The 15,729-nt window shown below is 67.7% G+C and carries 20 protein-coding genes and 1 pseudogene; 11 read left to right on the top strand and 10 right to left on the bottom strand.

Translation table 11 applies throughout. The features are described 5' to 3' along the window. Positions 1-38 precede the first annotated feature (38 nt). Positions 39-410, bottom strand: coding sequence for a VOC family protein (locus tag G370_RS0111985; protein ID WP_026347107.1), 372 nt, complete (start codon positions 408-410; stop codon positions 39-41). An 82-nt stretch (positions 411-492) separates the two neighbouring features. Here G370_RS0111985 and G370_RS0111990 point away from each other — a divergent pair, with 82 nt between their 5' ends. Next, entirely contained in the window at positions 493-1,209 is a 717-nt protein-coding gene (locus G370_RS0111990; RefSeq protein ID WP_019660814.1) for a transporter substrate-binding domain-containing protein, read from the top strand. Between the two features lie 34 nt (positions 1,210-1,243). On the opposite strand, the gene G370_RS0111995 is transcribed toward G370_RS0111990, so the two are convergent. Further along, complete coding sequence (locus G370_RS0111995; RefSeq protein ID WP_019660815.1) at positions 1,244-2,143, bottom strand: LysR substrate-binding domain-containing protein; 900 nt, start codon at positions 2,141-2,143, stop codon at positions 1,244-1,246. Between the two features lie 98 nt (positions 2,144-2,241). On the opposite strand from G370_RS0111995, the gene G370_RS1000000121760 reads away from it, so the two are divergent. Further along, on the top strand, positions 2,242-2,385 hold the full coding sequence (locus G370_RS1000000121760) for a hypothetical protein (protein ID WP_019660816.1): 144 nt from the start codon (positions 2,242-2,244) through the stop codon (positions 2,383-2,385). A gap of 7 nt (positions 2,386-2,392) precedes the next feature. Here the strand turns inward: G370_RS1000000121760 and G370_RS0112005 are convergent, their stop codons facing one another. Next, on the bottom strand, positions 2,393-2,959 hold the full coding sequence (locus G370_RS0112005) for a GIY-YIG nuclease family protein (protein ID WP_019660817.1): 567 nt from the start codon (positions 2,957-2,959) through the stop codon (positions 2,393-2,395). A 129-nt stretch (positions 2,960-3,088) separates the two neighbouring features. Here G370_RS0112005 and G370_RS0112010 point away from each other — a divergent pair, with 129 nt between their 5' ends. After that, positions 3,089-3,871 (top strand): D-alanyl-D-alanine carboxypeptidase family protein, encoded by a 783-nt coding sequence (locus G370_RS0112010; protein ID WP_019660818.1) that lies wholly within the window; start codon positions 3,089-3,091, stop codon positions 3,869-3,871. Positions 3,872-3,884: 13 nt separating this feature from the next. On the opposite strand, the gene G370_RS0112015 is transcribed toward G370_RS0112010, so the two are convergent. Both G370_RS0112015 and G370_RS0112020 read right to left on the bottom strand, forming a co-directional pair. Then, positions 3,885-4,478: a TetR/AcrR family transcriptional regulator gene (locus G370_RS0112015; protein WP_019660819.1), complete on the bottom strand. Its 594-nt coding sequence runs from the start codon at positions 4,476-4,478 to the stop codon at positions 3,885-3,887. Positions 4,479-4,494: 16 nt separating this feature from the next. Continuing rightward, positions 4,495-5,091 carry an NAD(P)H-dependent oxidoreductase gene (locus G370_RS0112020; protein WP_019660820.1) on the bottom strand — a complete coding sequence of 199 codons (597 nt, stop codon included), beginning with the start codon at positions 5,089-5,091 and terminating at the stop codon, positions 4,495-4,497. 125 nt (positions 5,092-5,216) lie between these two features. Between G370_RS0112020 and G370_RS01000000120815 the strand changes: the two are divergent. Further along, positions 5,217-5,749: pseudogene (locus tag G370_RS01000000120815) on the top strand (hypothetical protein). A gap of 57 nt (positions 5,750-5,806) precedes the next feature. Here the strand turns inward: G370_RS01000000120815 and G370_RS0112030 are convergent. Beyond that, positions 5,807-6,634: an isocitrate lyase/PEP mutase family protein gene (locus G370_RS0112030; protein WP_019660821.1), complete on the bottom strand. Its 828-nt coding sequence runs from the start codon at positions 6,632-6,634 to the stop codon at positions 5,807-5,809. Positions 6,635-6,798: 164 nt separating this feature from the next. Here G370_RS0112030 and G370_RS0112035 point away from each other — a divergent pair, with 164 nt between their 5' ends. From G370_RS0112035 to accC, 4 genes are all read left to right on the top strand, one after another. After that, positions 6,799-7,527 (top strand): DOPA 4,5-dioxygenase family protein, encoded by a 729-nt coding sequence (locus G370_RS0112035; RefSeq protein WP_019660822.1) that lies wholly within the window; start codon positions 6,799-6,801, stop codon positions 7,525-7,527. Positions 7,528-7,886: 359 nt separating this feature from the next. After that, positions 7,887-8,330, top strand: coding sequence for a type II 3-dehydroquinate dehydratase (aroQ, locus tag G370_RS0112040; protein ID WP_019660823.1), 444 nt, complete (start codon positions 7,887-7,889; stop codon positions 8,328-8,330). Positions 8,331-8,388: 58 nt separating this feature from the next. After that, complete coding sequence (accB, locus tag G370_RS0112045; RefSeq protein ID WP_019660824.1) at positions 8,389-8,868, top strand: acetyl-CoA carboxylase biotin carboxyl carrier protein; 480 nt, start codon at positions 8,389-8,391, stop codon at positions 8,866-8,868. 10 nt (positions 8,869-8,878) lie between these two features. After that, positions 8,879-10,246, top strand: coding sequence for an acetyl-CoA carboxylase biotin carboxylase subunit (accC, locus tag G370_RS0112050; RefSeq protein WP_019660825.1), 1,368 nt, complete (start codon positions 8,879-8,881; stop codon positions 10,244-10,246). 96 nt (positions 10,247-10,342) lie between these two features. Here the strand turns inward: accC and G370_RS0112055 are convergent, their stop codons facing one another. After that, positions 10,343-10,717 (bottom strand): hypothetical protein, encoded by a 375-nt coding sequence (locus G370_RS0112055; protein ID WP_010481078.1) that lies wholly within the window; start codon positions 10,715-10,717, stop codon positions 10,343-10,345. Further along, positions 10,714-11,679, bottom strand: a complete 966-nt coding sequence (locus G370_RS0112060) for a hypothetical protein (RefSeq protein WP_026347108.1) — start codon at positions 11,677-11,679, stop codon at positions 10,714-10,716. The genes G370_RS0112055 and G370_RS0112060 overlap by 4 nt, the downstream gene beginning before the upstream one ends. A 163-nt stretch (positions 11,680-11,842) precedes the next feature. On the opposite strand from G370_RS0112060, the gene prmA reads away from it, so the two are divergent. From prmA to fis, 3 genes are all read left to right on the top strand, one after another. Beyond that, on the top strand, positions 11,843-12,763 hold the full coding sequence (prmA, locus tag G370_RS0112065) for a 50S ribosomal protein L11 methyltransferase (RefSeq protein ID WP_026347109.1): 921 nt from the start codon (positions 11,843-11,845) through the stop codon (positions 12,761-12,763). A 42-nt stretch (positions 12,764-12,805) separates the two neighbouring features. Then, entirely contained in the window at positions 12,806-13,576 is a 771-nt protein-coding gene (locus G370_RS0112070) for a DUF3426 domain-containing protein (protein WP_019660828.1), read from the top strand. A gap of 114 nt (positions 13,577-13,690) precedes the next feature. Beyond that, positions 13,691-13,966: a DNA-binding transcriptional regulator Fis gene (fis, locus tag G370_RS0112075; RefSeq protein WP_005419706.1), complete on the top strand. Its 276-nt coding sequence runs from the start codon at positions 13,691-13,693 to the stop codon at positions 13,964-13,966. Positions 13,967-14,096: 130 nt separating this feature from the next. Here fis and G370_RS0112080 read toward each other — a convergent pair whose 3' ends face one another. Both G370_RS0112080 and G370_RS0112085 read right to left on the bottom strand, forming a co-directional pair. Then, complete coding sequence (locus G370_RS0112080) at positions 14,097-15,092, bottom strand: phosphatidate cytidylyltransferase (RefSeq protein ID WP_019660829.1); 996 nt, start codon at positions 15,090-15,092, stop codon at positions 14,097-14,099. After that, positions 15,089-15,718 carry a lysophospholipid acyltransferase family protein gene (locus G370_RS0112085; protein WP_010481067.1) on the bottom strand — a complete coding sequence of 210 codons (630 nt, stop codon included), beginning with the start codon at positions 15,716-15,718 and terminating at the stop codon, positions 15,089-15,091. The genes G370_RS0112080 and G370_RS0112085 overlap by 4 nt, the downstream gene beginning before the upstream one ends. Positions 15,719-15,729 lie beyond the last annotated feature (11 nt).

The following is a 15,729-nucleotide window of genomic DNA, read 5'->3' on the forward strand; positions in this document are numbered from 1 at the left end:
GGCTGCTGGGTCAACAGCAGCCGAGCATGGGCTCGGCTCTACGCAACCGCGCGCGCCTGCAGCGCGATACGGTTGCCTTCACTGTCGAAGATCTCGGCCACGCGCCAGTCGCCCGCGTCGGCCGGTCCGAAGCGCAGCGCAGCGCCCGCTTGCAGTGCACGCTCCAGGCTCACCTCCAGGTCATCGACGCCGATGTAGATGCGCGCACCGTGGACGGAGGGCAGATAGTCGGCCCCCCGCACCAGCGCCATGCTGGCACCGGCGGCCTCATCGGAAAACGGCAGGTAGGCCATCCGGCAGTCGTGCTGCAGGATCGGTTCGTCCACCGCCACCTGCAGCCAGTGCTGGTAGAACGTGATGGCCCGGGCCAGGTCAGTGACCGGCATCTCGACGTGCAGGATGGGGTTCATGTCCGCAGGATAACCGGATACTGACACTGCCTTGCAGGTCCGTACTGGCATGCTGAACCGCCCTTTCCCCGCGGAGTCCTGCATGTCCCTGGCCGATCATCGTGGTGCGCTGGCACCGCTGGGCTTCCTGCGCGTGGCGATCAACCTGGGCAACCCTGTGCTGGCACAGGGCGATGCGCGCTCACCGCGCGGTCCATCACTGGAACTGGCGACCGCGTTGGCGCAACGGATGGGCGTGCAGGCCCGCTTCACCTGCCACGACGCCGCAGCCTCGGTGGTTGCCGCGGCCGCCGAAGATGCCTGGGATCTGGCCTTCCTAGCGATCGATCCGGCGCGTGCCGACCGCATCGCCTTCAGCGCCCCCTATGTGGAGATCGAAGGCACCTACCTGGTGCGCGAGGACAGCCCTGCGCAACAGGTGGCCGACCTCGACCGCGAGGGGCTGCGCATCGCGGTGGGCCGCGGTGCAGCCTACGACCTGTTTCTCAGCCGTGAACTGCGCCACGCGATGATCGAGCGAGCTGAGACGTCGGCCGCTGCCATCACCCTGTTCGATCTGCAGCGCCTGGATGCCGCTGCCGGCGTGCGCCAGCCGCTGGCCGCCTGGGCGCAGGCGCATCCCGGCCACCGCGTGCTGGCCGACCGTTTCACCGTGATCCAGCAGGCGGTCGCGGCGCCGGCCTCGCGCCCGGCCGATGCATTGCAGGCGCTGTTCGAGGAAGTGGAGGCGATCAAGGCAGGCTCGTTGCTGGGCGAAGCCTTCGCCCGTGCCGGGCAGGCGGTTACGTTGGTACGGTGACTGCGGGACACACGCAGTCGAGCATGGCTCGACGCTATAAATGCGCGTCTGCCATGTGTCGCACATGCTCAGCAGCCTGCGCGTGCAACCAGTCGCGGAAGGCGAGGAAGCCGCGATGGCTGGCCGAGCGCTGCGGGTACACCAACCAATGCGGCCACGCCGTCTTCAGGCGCTGGCTGGACAGTGCGACCAGCTGGCCGGAGTCGAGCAGCAGCCTCGCCCGCGTCACTCGGCCGAGGGCCACGCCCACGCCGTCCAGAGCGGCGCGATGGTGCGCCTCCGAATCATCCAGCACCGCCACGAACCGCGCCGGCGCACTCTGCCCACTCAATGCAAACCACGCGCCCCAGGCGCCGTCCGGATCACCCAGCAGCGGCCACTGGTTCAGCGGCACGCGCTCGATCCCTCCCATGCGTTCGATCAGCGCCGGGCTGGCCATGGGCAGCAGCCACTCGTCGAACAGCGGCTCCACCACCAGGCCCGGCCACTGCCCGCTGCCCAGCCGCAGCGCGGCGTCGAACTGGCGCTGTCGCTCGAAGTCAATCAGGCGTTCACTCGACTGCAGGTTGATCTCGATCTGTGGATGCTCAGCAACGAAGTGCCCCAAGCGCGGCACCAGCCACGCCGACGCCATCGACGGTACCGCGCTGATCGTCAGCACGTGCTCGGCGCGTGCGGCATAGGGCTGGAAGGCCTCGTTGATCGCATCCAGGTGCGGCCCCACCTGGTCGAGCAGGCGCTGTCCCTCCAGGGTGAGCGAGACACCACGCGGCTGGCGGATCAGCAGCGGCTGCCCGAGCCGCTCTTCCAGTTGCCGCATCTGATGGCTGAGCGCGCTGACGGTCAGGTTCATCGACGCTGCCGCACGCGACAGGTTGCCCAGCCGGGCGGCAGCCACGAAGCCCTGCAGGGCATGGAGCGGAGCACGGGGCATCAGGCTTGAAATCCTCTCACGTCACGCTTGCGGAAATGTCGCTTCTTGCCGCTTCATGCTGCCCGTATCGTGCAATCCACTCAAGTGGAGGCGCGCTCATGAACATCTTCGGCGGTTTGTTGTTCCTGCACGGCCACGTGGCCAGCGCCGAGCTGGCACGCCAGCTGGCCGGCCCGTCCACACCGGCTCCGCCGCGCGCGCCGCAACCGGCCACGCCGGTTCAGCGGCCGCGAACCCGTTGAACGCTCTTCAACCTGCATACCAGCGTTGGACGTGTTCAGGCAGCCACGGCATTGGATCGATATCCAATGCCCGACAACCGTCGAGGGTGTCCCGCAGCACACCCTCGCCGGGGCCGCCCGGCATCCGCAGGCCTTCCTCTTCCGGAAGCTGCACCGCCGCCCAGTCGTGCAACCGGTCCATGCGCACGCGCAGCGCAGCCCGCAGCCATGCCTTCAGCGGGAAACAGCGATAGCCCTGTTCGCCCAACGCATCAACCGCGAGCAACAACGCCCGGTTGGCACCACGTACCCACTCGGTGTGGCCTCCGGCCTTGTCCTGGACCGTCATCGGCGCCGGTGCGCGGTGCGCCTTGAACGGCGAACGCAGCTGCAGCTCCAGATCCCGCGCATCGCGCTCGCTTTCCGCTTCCACCAGTGCACCGGCGTCGAGGTCGAAGAACTCGAACCAGCGCCGGTGCAATGCGCTGATGCGTCCGAGCGGATCACGTGAAAAGCCGATCTTCGCGTAGTCTTCCCACGCACAGGGGAAGACATAGGCAAAGACACGACCGTCGATGCGGATATCCGATTGCATGTGCGCAGGCTGCCTCGTCAACAGCCCGGGCGCAACCGGGCGTTACCGTGTGCACTGCGGCGCTTGGGCAGTGCGGCTTCATGCCGCTGCGGACTATCCTTGCTGGCTGTCGCTGTCATCACCGCCGCCATGCCCTCTGCTGCACCTGCCCCCCTACCGGCCTCGTCCATCACTCTGGAAGCGGCCACCTTTGCGGTGATTCACCAGTACAACGCGGACATCGCCAGGCAACCGGCTTCGCTGACCAAGCTGATGACCGCCTATGCGGCTTACGAATGTGTGGAAGAGCGCGGGCGTTCGTGGGACGACGAAGTCCCCATCGCCGCCGACGACGTGCATGCGGTCGCCGACGATGAAACGCGCATGGGCCTGGTGCCCGGCGAGACAATCTCCCTGGCGCGCCTGCTGGAAGGGTTGATGGTGGTTTCCGGCAATGACGCTGCATTGGCGATCGCGCGCCACCTGGACGGATCGCAGGCGGCATTCCTGGAACGCATGAACCGGCACGCACGCCAGCTCGGGCTGGGCAGCACCTGTTTTGCCAGCGTGTCGGGCATCACCACACCGCACCATGCCTCCAGCGCGCGCGACATGGCGGTGCTGGCCGCCCGCCTGTTGAACGATCATCCGCAGATCCTGGCGATCACCGCGCAGCGCGCGTTCGCCCATGGCAGCTTCAACCGCAGCAACCAGAACGCCCTGCTCGGCGAAGACGGCGTGGACGGCTTGAAGACCGGCTACACCCAGGCCGCAGGCTTCTGCCTGGCCGCCACCGCGTGCCGGCCAGTACCCGGACGGGACCAGCCGGTACGGCTGATCACCGTGGTGCTGGGCTCTGCAAGCCGCGACGCGCGCGACGCACTGGTGCGCGACCGGCTGGCCGCGGGATTCGCCGCTCTGGCCGGCGGCTGACCGCTCGTGCGGCTCAGCGCCGCTTGACCGTCGCCACGATCAGCCGCTGCAGCTCGGCCACGGCACCGGCCTTGTCCAACGCGCCGGCAACAACACCCTCTGAAAGGGCTTCAGCCGCACCGAGGATGGCCCAGCGCCCCGCCAGCGACACCGTGCCGCCGGTTGCGAACGGGCCCAGCCAGACCTGGCAGTTGTCGATGAAATCCTGCTGGTAGCGCCGTCGCACCTCATACAGTTCCGGCGCCCCCACCAGCGCGGCGAGGATGCCTTGCACTTCGCTCCCCTGGCTGAGGACGCAGTCGATGTAGCCGGAGGCGATGGCCGCCGCCCGATCGACCAGTTGCGACCGGGCGCGGCCGATGCGCTCGTGGAAGACCACGGTCTGGCGTCCGTCATAGTCATCGTAGAGCGCCGCCAGCAAGCCATTGCGGGTCACGAAGTGATCGTAGGCCACAGGCTTGGTCACGCCCGCCGCCTCGGCCAGCCGCCCCAGCGTCAACGCTCCGGTACCTTCTCCGCGAACCAGTGCCCAGGCCACATCCAGCAACTGGCGGGTGCGTTGCTCCCGGGTCATTCGGCGGCGCGTGGGGGTGGCGTTGGCGGGCATCGGCGGAGCACGGCGATCAGCGCATCGGAACACCGATTTTACGGCCGATCGCCAGCGCGGTCTGCAGATGCGCTTCAGCGGCACCGGTATCGGCGTCCAACAGCAGGTCGGACGACAGCACGCGTGCGCCGCAATAGTCGAAGATGCCCATGTCGATCTGCGTCCTCATTGCCGCGTCGTAGCCACGACGTTCGACCATGGCTGCGTCGGCGCCGCCCAGCGCCACCAGATGCACATTCAGGCGCTGCAGCTTCTTCACCAGCCTGCCCTGCGCGTCCTGCGCGTAGGCCCAGTCGTTGGTGAACACACGGTCGATCCAGCCTTTCAGCAGCGCCGGGAACGACCACCAGTACAACGGGAACACCAGCACCAGCGTATCGGTGGCATCCAGCCTCGCGTGCTCGGCAGCGACATCGGCGGGTACCGCGCCGGTGCTGCGGAACAACGCCTGGTCCTGCGGGTTGAAGCGCGGATCGAAGCCTTCGGCCATCAGGTCGGCATAGGCCACGGTGTTGCCGGTGTCGGCCGCGGCAATGGCATCACCGATGCGACGCGCCATCGCGTGGGTCAGTGAACCGGGCTCAGGGTGGGCGATGACAATGAGGCTGTGCATGGGGATCTCCAGGCGTCAATACCTACCAATGGTAAGTATCGATTCCGGGGAAACCAGCGCCACCGATGGGACGCTGTTTTCGCGTCCAACGTATAGTGCGGCGGTTCCCGCTGAGCTGCCCGACGATGCACCGGTATCTGCTTGCCCTTCTGCTGGCCCTGCCGATGGCAATGGACGTTACGCCCGCGCTGGCCGGTGAACTCAGTCCGGAAGACTCGGCCGCATTGCGCAAGGAGGTGCAGGCGATGATGGGCGCCTTCGCCGTGGCGATACCGAGCTGATCATCGCGCGTACCCATCCCAGCCTGAAGCAGCTGGCCGGTGGCGACGAGGCCTATGCGCGGGCGACCCGCGACACGGTGAAGGCGCTGCGCAAGGCCGGCGTCACCATCATCAGCGACGAGGCAGGCGTGCCGGGCCGCACCTATGCGGCCGGTGACGAGGAAGTCTGCTTCGTACCGCGCCAGTCACTGCTGCGCGTGCGCGAAGCGCCGATGCGCAGCACGTCATTCATGGTTGCTGTGCGACGCGTCGGTACAACGCAATGGCGCTATCTGGACGGCGCGGCGATGCTGGACAACCCGGCACTGCTGCGGCAACTGCTGCCGGCGCTGGAGCCGGGCGTGACGCTGCCCAGGGGTGGGATGGAAGCGCTGTAGTCGCAGGCGCGCGTCCATCCACGCCCGGGCTGGATCCATCGCAGGCCTGGGTGTGTGTCAGCGGAACAGCGCGTTCAACGCCGCGCCCGAAGCCGCCTGCTGCAGGCCATCGAAGCGTCCGTCCTGCACGATCGGCTGGGTCGCCTGCATCAACCCACCCCACGCAGCTCGCGCCAGCGCACCGCCCAGGCTGACCCGTCGCACGCCGAGTGCGGCGATGTCCTGCAGGCTCAGCGGTGTCGGTCCACCCACCAGCAGGTTCACCGGCTTCGCCCCCGCAGCGGCAACCACCGCGCTGATCTGTTCGCGCGTGCTGACGCCCGGTGCATACAGCACATCGGCGCCGGCCTCGGCATAGGCGCGCAGGCGCTGCAGGGTGTCCTCCAGATCCGGCACGCCAACGAAGAAATTCTCGGCCCGCGCGACCAGCAGCACATCGACCCCCGCGCGGTCGATGGCCGCACGTGCTGCACACAGTCGCTCGACCGCCTGCCCGATCGGCCGCAGCGGCGCATCGGCCACGCCGCTGGCGTCCTCGATCGACAGCGCCGCGATACCGGTGTCGATGGCCGCCGCCACCGCCTCGCCCACTGCCTGTGGCGTGGCGCCGAAGCCATCACCGAAGTCGGCATTCAACGGCAATGGGGTCGCTGCCGCCATCAGCCGCAGATGTTCCAGTGTGGCCTGTAGCGAAACCGCCCCATCCGGCCGCCCTTCACTCCAGGCGCAGCCGGCACTGGTCGTGGCCAGTGCCTGGAAGCCCTGCCGCTGCAGGTAGCGGGCGCTGCCCACGTCCCACGGATTGGGCAGCACGAAACAACCGCGCGCATGCAGCTGGCGGAAACGCGCGCGCTTGCGCTGGGTGTCGGCATCAAGCGAGGTCATGGCGGGTTCCCGGGCGGCGGACCTGCACCCTAGCCCGCCCCGCGGCGGCACTCAATCACGGCGTGGGCCAACGTGCATGAGGTGATGCCGGCTGCTTATTGGACACCACCGTGCACGCTGCCCGAGCGTGCTTGCCTGCCACACAGTGCCCCACGGAGCCCCAGATGCGCCCGGACCCGCAGACCCTGATCGATGCCGGCGACGATGACGCCCATTGGGCCGACCTGCTTTCACCCGCGCGCCGTCGCCTGATCGCGTCGGCCGGGCTGGCCGCTGGTGGCCTGGCCAGCGCGTCGGCTGCCACCGCAGCCGCGCGCAGCGACAACGCTGTGAACACCACCGAACCCGGGCGACCCGGCTTCCGCGCCATCGTTCCGCCGGCGCCCGAGGGCCGCAGCCCCTGGGGCCAGGCCACGGCCAGCGAGCCTACCCCGCGCCCGGCCAGCGTGCGTCCCGGCGAGGCCACGCTTCCCACGCGCCCGCGCGCCTACACCGACATCAAGAGCTACAACGCTCACATCTACTTCGATGAGGACAGCTTCGAAAAGGCCGCGCTGCTACGGCGCTGGGCCGCCGAGCGGTTCCCGGTGGAGCTGGGCAACTGGAACCTTGAGCCGCGTGGGCCGCATGTCACGCCCTCGTTCTATTTCGGCTTCACCAACGACCTGCTCCCCGTGCTGGTGCCCTGGCTGCAGCTCAACAGCCTGGGCCTGACCATCCTGATCCATCCCAACACCGGGGACGGCCGCGCCGATCATCTGTATTACGCGTTGTGGGTGAACCGCGCGCAGCCGGTCAATGCCTACAACTGGCCGGCGCCGAAGCCCGGGCAGCCGGAACCGCTGGAAGAGGTGTTCCCGAACGTGGTGCCGACGGTGCCGCTGGAGACCTGACCCGCCTTGCCGGTGGGTGCGTAGCTTGCTGCGCAACCTGGGCCTGCCCTTCGGTGCGTACGTAGCTTGCTGCACATGGAACTTCCTTCATCCACGCATGGCGTGGATCTACTGACCGGCAGCCCGTCGCCCGCGCTTGGCGCGGATCCCCCGGCGTGGCCCTTGCCGCCATCGTCGGCCTACGTGCATCCATCCCCCGCCCGCACGGCATTCAGCGCGCCTTGATCCGCCGCCCCGCATAGGGCCGCAAGCGCTTCCGCAGATTTCAAACGGTCGATTGAAACGCTGCAAACTTCGCCGAACTGGACAGCATCCGCCGGTTCCGCCAGACTGCCGCCCTTTCCCGTCTTCCGGATCCCATGGCGAAGCTGCTGGTCCTGCACGGCCCCAACCTCAACCTGCTCGGCACCCGCGAGCCGGAGGTCTACGGCCACACTACGCTGGCCGACATCGACCAGGCCCTGGTTGCCCAGGCCTCGGCCGCCGGGCACGCCGTAGAGAGCCTGCAGTCCAACGCCGAGCATGTACTGGTGGACCGCGTGCAGGCCGCACGCAACGACGGCACTGCCTTCATCCTGATCAACCCCGCCGCGTTCACCCACACCTCAGTGGCCTTGCGCGATGCGCTGGCGGCGGTGGCGGTGCCGTTCATCGAAATCCACCTGTCCAACCCGCATACCCGCGAACCGTTCCGCCAGCACAGCTACTTCAGCGACAAGGCGATGGGCGTGGTGTGCGGCTTCGGTGCCGACAGCTACCGCTACGCGATGGACGCGGCGCTGCTGCGGGTATCCGCCACCTGATTGTCGACCCGGGCGCCCACGGCGCTCTCCTCACCTAGAAGAAACCAAAGAGGCCCTCATGGATCTGCGCAAAATCAAGAAGCTGATCGACCTGCTGGAAGAGTCGAACCTGGCTGAGATCGAAATCAAGGAAGGCGAAGAGTCGGTGCGCCTGTCGCGCGCGCCGGTGGCCGGCTACGCCGCCCCGGTCGCCGCCCCGGTGTATGCCGCTCCGGCCGCTCCGGCGGCGCAGGCGATGCCGATGCAGTCGCCGACCGAAGCCTCCACCGGCGGCACCGCCAAGCCGGGCCCGGCACTGCCGGAAGGCCACGTGCTGCGCTCGCCGATGGTCGGCACGTTCTACGCCTCGTCCGCCCCGGACAAGCCGGCCTTCGTCACCGTTGGCCAGCAGGTCAAGGAAGGCGAGACCCTGGCCATCATCGAAGCGATGAAGATGTTCAACCCGATCGAAGCCGACACGTCCGGCACCATCGTCGCCATCCTCGGCGAGAACGGCCAGCCGGTCGAATTCGACCAGCCGCTGTTCGTGATCGGCTGAGGGGCACGCCATGCTCGACAAAGTCGTCATCGCCAACCGAGGGGAGATCGCGCTGCGCATCCTGCGCGCGTGCCACACCCTCGGCATTCGCACGGTGGCCGTGCACTCCACGGTCGACCGCAACCTCAAGCACGTGGCCATGGCCGACGAGTCGGTCTGCATCGGTCCGGCGCCGTCGCCGCAGAGCTACCTCAACATCCCGGCCCTGATCGCCGCGGCGGAAGTCACCGACGCCCAGGCCATTCACCCGGGCTACGGCTTCCTGTCGGAGAACGCCGACTTCGCCGAACGCGTGGAGGAGTCCGGCTTCATCTTCATCGGCCCCAAGGCCGACACCATCCGCATGATGGGTGACAAGGTCGAGGCCATCCGCGCGATGAAGGCCGCCGGCGTGCCGTGCGTTCCCGGCTCGGGCGGCCCGCTGGGTGAGGACATCGTCGCCAACACCAAGATCGCCCGCGAGATCGGTTACCCGGTCATCATCAAGGCGGCCGGCGGTGGCGGTGGTCGCGGCATGCGCGTGGTGCACGCCGAAGCCTCGCTGAAGACCTCGATCGAAACCACCAAGAGCGAAGCCAAGGCCGCGTTCGGCAATGGCGAGGTCTACATGGAGAAGTTCCTGGAGAATCCGCGCCACGTGGAAATCCAGGTGCTGGCCGACGGCCAGGGCAACGCCATCCACCTGGGCGAGCGTGACTGCTCGATGCAGCGCCGCCACCAGAAGGTGGTGGAAGAAGCGCCGGCACCGGGCATCACCGCCGAGCAGCGCGAGCAGATCGGCAAGGTGTGCGTGGAAGCCTGCATCCGCATCGGCTACCGCGGCGCCGGCACCTTCGAGTTCCTGTACGAGGACGGCCGCTTCTACTTCATCGAGATGAACACCCGCATCCAGGTGGAGCATCCGGTCACCGAAATGGTCACCGGCATCGACCTGGTGGCCGAGCAGCTGAAGATCGCCGCCGGCCAGAAGCTGTCGATCAAGCAGAGTGACGTGGTGCTGACCGGCCATGCCATCGAATGCCGTATCAACGCCGAGGATGCAGAAACCTTCGTGCCGAGCCCGGGCACCATCACCGGCTTCCATCCGCCGGGCGGTCCCGGCGTGCGCGTGGACACCCACATCTACAGTGGCTACCGCGTGCCGTCGAACTACGACTCGATGATCGGCAAGCTGATCGTGCACGGCCCGGACCGCGAAACCGCCATTGCCCGCATGCGCGTGGCACTGAGCGAAATGGTGGTCGATGGCATCAAGACCAACGTCGCGCTGCAGCAGCGGATCATGCGCGACAAGGGCTTCCAGGCCGGTGGCCAGAACATCCACTACCTGGAAAAGCGTCTTGCCGAGCGCAAGAACAAGCCGATCGCACTGACCTGATCGGCGCCGCGTGCTGGACATGAAAAGGGCGGGGATATCCCCGCCCTTTTCCGTTGCTGCAGCGCCGAGCCCATGCCCGGTGCTACAGCAGGCGCATCAGCGCTTGTCGGCAGCTTCGGCCGGGATCTGCGAGTTCGCCAGCGGACGCACGCCGTTGGGCGAGGTCGGGTCGACGATCACCATGGTCTCGGTCGAACCATCCGGCCACACCACCTGGAAGGTGCTGCCCGCCGGCAGCGACGCAAACGGCATGCCGCTCTGCGCCCGATAGACCGCAGCCACCTGGCTGGCACCGGCACGGCGCACGTCTTCCTGCGCCTTCACAGTAGTCAGTTCCACCTTCGACAGATGCCGGTAGCGATCTTCATAGGTATCGATCATCAACAGGCCAACGGCGCCGGCCGAGTAGGCCACGAACAGGGCCACCCAGAACCAGAACTTGGCCCCGTGCAGGAATCGGCGGTAGTTCATTGCTCGTTCCTCTTTCCAACCAATCGCTTGATCCATTCCTTCATCTTCCCAGCGCCCTGCCGCGATACCGCAGCGTCATACACGAAATCCCGGAAATCCTGCGTACCATCCTGCGAACAGATCCCTCCGTTCGCACAAAAACTGTTGACCAGCACACTGTCTGCCCCACACGGTAGACCGAGTTCGCAGGCCGCGAGCCGCCATGCGAGTTCACTCAGCTGCTCGCCCGCCACCAGCCCGCTGAGCGCGCGGTCACCCGAGGCACGCACGCCCATCCCCGGAGCGATGGCCATGAAGGCCTCCGGGTCGCGCGAGGTGCGCACCCGTTCAACCAGGTCACGGCGGTACTCGGGACTGTCCTGCAGCGGTTGGCCCTCGGCGAACAGCGCAGCCTCGGCAGCCAGGTTGCCCTGTGCAGCCGCCTTGCGCCGTTCGGACAGCACCAGGGCCGTGCCCAGCTTGTCGCCCGGCACGAACCCGCCGCAACGCTGCGCGACGCGTTCGCGCGCCTGCACCATCGCCGGTGCGGCAGTCAGGCCCAATCCGGCCAGCACGTTGTTGTCCAGGCGGTAGCCACCCGGATCGACCGCATACTGCGCGCAATAGTCGTAGACACGGCTGAGCATCCAGCGCGCCTCGTGATTGCCTTCGTCCGCCTGCGCACGCAAACGCTGCGCATAGGCGTAGAGGTCGGTGGCCTCTTCGAGATCAGCGCGGATATCCAGGGGCAGCCCGGACGGCAATGCACCGCCACGCTCGAAGGGTGCCAGCCGGCGCGCGAGCGCCTCCGGCATCACCGGCAGCGGTGCCGCACTGTCAGTGGCCGCCCCCCCAACCGCCAGATCCGCCGAGGCTACCGAAGAAGCCGGAGCATGGCCGCTGGCCCGATAACCGGCCACGCCCAGCACGGCCACGGCCGGCAGCACGAGCAACCAGGTTTTCAGGGTAGGAGCGAAGGCCATCGGCGGCGGCGGGCGATACGGCACACAGGAAAGCACGAAGTTTAGCAAGGCCCGACGGGCCTGTCTGAACGGGCTTCGTTCATCCAGGCACAGCATCTCAGGCAATACGGAGACGCTCCGATGGTCTAGCATGGCCCCCTTTCCCGCGATTGCCCCCACCACCATGCCGTTCCTGGAACTGACCCTGCGCTGCACCGAAGCCACCCAGCCCCGCTATGAAAATGCGCTGGAGGACGTGGGTGCACTGGCCGTGACCCTGCTCGATGCCGAGGCCGATACCAGCAACGAACAGGCCATTCTCGAACCAGGCGTGGGCGAGACCCCGCTGTGGGACACCCTGGTGCTGAGCGCGCTGTTCCCCGCCGACAGCAACGCGCTGTTGCTGCTGGCCGCACTGGAATCCTTCGATCCGGAACTGGACTGGAGCAGCGGCAGCTTCCGCGCGGTCGAGGATGAAGACTGGGAACGCGCCTGGCTGGACCAGTTCCAGCCGATGGATTTCGGCAGCCGTACCTGGATCGTGCCGTGGAATCACGAACTGCCCGACGCCGCACAGGCCGCCGACGCCGCCGTGGTACGGCTGGACCCGGGCCTGGCGTTCGGTTCGGGTACCCACCCGACCACCGCACTGTGCCTGCGCTGGCTGGACCAGTTGGCCGTGGATGGCCTGCTGCAGGGCCAGCGCGTGCTCGACTTCGGTTGCGGCTCGGGCATCCTTGCACTGGCCGCGCTGAAGCTGGGCGCCGCTGAAGCCATCGGCGTGGACAACGATCCGCAGGCGCTGGTCGCCACCGCCGACAATGCCGAGCGCAACGGAGAACAGGCCCGCATGCACGTGTACCTGCCGCAGGACGAACCGGCCGCGACCTATCCGATCGTGGTCGCCAACATCCTCGCCTCGGCGCTGGATGCGCTGGCCGAACTGCTGGCCGCACGCGTCGCCGCCGGCGGCCGCATCGCCCTGTCCGGCATCCTGCATGGCCAGGAAGGCGAACTGCTGCAGCGCTACGCGGCCTGGTTCGATGATCTGCAGGCCACCCAGGACGGCGACTGGATGCGCATCACTGGCGTGCGCCGCGCCTGATCGTGGTTGAATGACCGCTGGATCCGAGCCCGCGCCCTGAGCATGTCCGAGCCGAACCCACCCCGCCGCCCCCTGGCCACCTTCCTGCGCAAGACCCCGGAAGGTGAGGTTGCGCCTGCGTCCGATCCGCGCATGCAGGATCAAACCGGGCAGACAACGCCTGTGGAGCAGGTGCAGGCCGAGCCCAGCAATCTGGCGCAACCGCCGGCCACACAAATGCGACACGACGATGACGCTGTCATCGTTGCTGAAGCTGCAGCCATCGAACCGGCGCTGGCCGCGGTGCAGGCAACGGCGGTCACCAGCGATGCCCCCAGCTTCCTCGGCAGCGCACGCCAGCGCACGCTGCCAGCCCCCCGCTGGCACTGGCTGCTGGTCGCCGGGCTGGCGTTGTTGCTGGTCCTGCAGAGTGTGCTGGCCGACCGTGCGCGGCTGGCTGCCGACGCCGGCAACCGCGTATGGCTGGGGGCACTGTGTGGCGTGCTGCGCTGCAGCCTGCCCGCCTGGCACGAGCCCGCTGCGTTCACCATGACCAGCCGCGAGATCCGCCCCTTGCCAGGCCAGGCCGGCGTGCTGCAGGTGCAGGCCAGCATCCGCAATGATGCGCGCTGGGCACAGGCGTGGCCGGACCTGCGGCTGTCATTGTCCGATGCCGATGGCCGGGTGATCGGCAGCGGCGTGTTCACGCCCGCGCAATACCTGGGTGAGAACCCCGGCGCAGCCCTGCTGGAACCGGGCCAGAGCGCGCGCGTCGCGTTCCGGGTACAGGAGCCCGCTGCGTCCACCGTCGCATTCACCTTCGACTTTCTCTGACCGGGGGCAGGCGACCAGCCGTGGCAGGCCGGGCACGCTCGCGCTAGACTGGCCGCCACCACCTCGTCCGGCCGCGCGCTCCGCGCGCACGGGCCAACCGAATCGGGAACCCCCTTGAACGCTGTCCTTTCTCGTCCTGACAACAGTCGTGGCGCTCCCCGGCCACCGCTGCGTGAACACGTCGCCCAGTCCGTGCGCCGCTACCTGCGTGACCTTGATGGCTGCGATGCGGACGATGTCTACGAGATCGTGCTGCGCGAGATGGAGATCCCGCTGTTCGTGGAAGTGCTCAACCACTGCGAAGGCAACCAGAGCCGCGCCGCGGCGATGCTGGGCATCCACCGTGCCACCCTGCGCAAGAAGCTGAAGGAATACGGCATCAGCGCGTAAGCGCGCGCGTGGGTGGCGCCAGCCGCTGGCGGGCAACCCAATGATGCACGATGGCACGATGTTGCAGTTGCCGGCCAGCGGCCGGCACTACCGGTAGATCCACGCCATGCGTGGATGGAAGCCGGCAGAATCAACCGCCGCCGCCCGCCTTCCAGTAATACCGCACCACGTGGAAGAACACCGGCGCGGCAAAGCACACCGAATCCAGCCGGTCGAGCATGCCACCATGGCCCTCGATCATGTGGCCCCAGTCCTTGATGCCACGGTCGCGCTTGATCGCCGACATCACCAGGCCGCCCCAGAACCCCATCAGGTTGATCAGCAGCGACAGGCCGAACGCCTGCAGCGGCGTGAACGGGGTGATCCACCACAGCGCTGCGCCCAGCGCGCTGGCACTCAACACGCCACCGACGAAGCCCTCCACCGTCTTCGATGGCGACAGCTTCGGCGCAATCAGATGCTTGCCCAGCAGCTTGCCCCAGATGTACTGCAGCACGTCCGAGGACTGCACCACGATCACCAGGAAAGCGAACAGCAATACGTTGCGCGCCGGATCGTAGCCCGGCACGTGCAGGTTCAGCAGCAGCGGCACGTGCGAGATGCAGAACACGCAGATCATCAGGCCCCACTGCACCTTCGCGGTCCGCTCCAGGTAGTGCGTGGTGTCACCGCCGATGGTCGACAGGATCGGCAGGAACAGGAACGCATAGACCGGAATCAGCAGCGTGTACATGCCGTACCAGTCGATCCACACCAGGTAGTACTGCCACGGCAGGACGATGTAGAACGCGGCCAGCAGCGCGTAGTAATCGCCCGAGCGGGTCGGCGCCAGGGTGATGAACTCACGCAGCGCGAACAGCGAGATGATCGCGAACAGCACGATCACCCCGGCACGGCCGAAGAACAGTGCCAGCCCGACCACGATCGCCATCACCCACCACGCGCGGATGCGCGACACCAGGTTGGCGATCACCGCGCTGGGCCGGCCGCGCTGGCGCCAGCGCAGGGTCTCGGCCACCAGCGTGGCCAGCACCAGCACCGCGCCGACACCAGCAAACAGCAGGCCGGTCTGCTGGCCGACACTCTGCGTTGCCAGATCGCCAGATGCATCCAACACGAAACTCATGCACGACCTCCATTCGGCGCCAAGTCCAGCAGCGCCTGCCGGCTGCGGGCCAGGAAGGCGGCCTTGTCCTCGTCGGCCTGCAGTCGCAGCGGCGTGCCGAAGGTAGCCGTGCACAACAAGGGCAGCGGCAGGAAGCGGCCCTTGGGCATCACCCGCTTCAGGTTGTCGATCCACACCGGCACGAACTCCAGTTCCGGCCGCTGCCGCGCCAGATGGTAGATGCCGCTCTTGAACGGCAGCAGCGGCTCGTCGCCGACATTGCGCGTGCCTTCCGGGAACAGGATCAGCGAACAGCCTTCATCGACCGCTTCGCGCAGCACCTGCAACGGGTCCTGCTGGCGATGCCCGGCCTCGCGCTCGACCAGCACGCCGTTGAACACCGCGTCGATCAGGTAGCGGCGCAGGCCGTCGCGCTGCCAGTACTCCGCCGCCGCCACCGGACGCACCTGGCGGCGCAGGGCCAGTGGCATCGACGACCAGATCAGCACGAAGTCACCGTGGCTGGCGTGGTTGCCGTAGTAGACGCGGTGCTCGCTGGACGGCGCGCAGCCGATCCACAGCGCGCGCGCGCCGGTCACCACATGGATCGCGCCACTGCAGGCGCGGGCAATCAGTTCGGCGAACATCCATCCCTCCC

This window comes from Stenotrophomonas hibiscicola ATCC 19867, from assembly GCF_000382065.1.
In the GTDB taxonomy this organism is placed as follows: Bacteria; Pseudomonadota; Gammaproteobacteria; order Xanthomonadales; family Xanthomonadaceae; genus Stenotrophomonas; species Stenotrophomonas hibiscicola.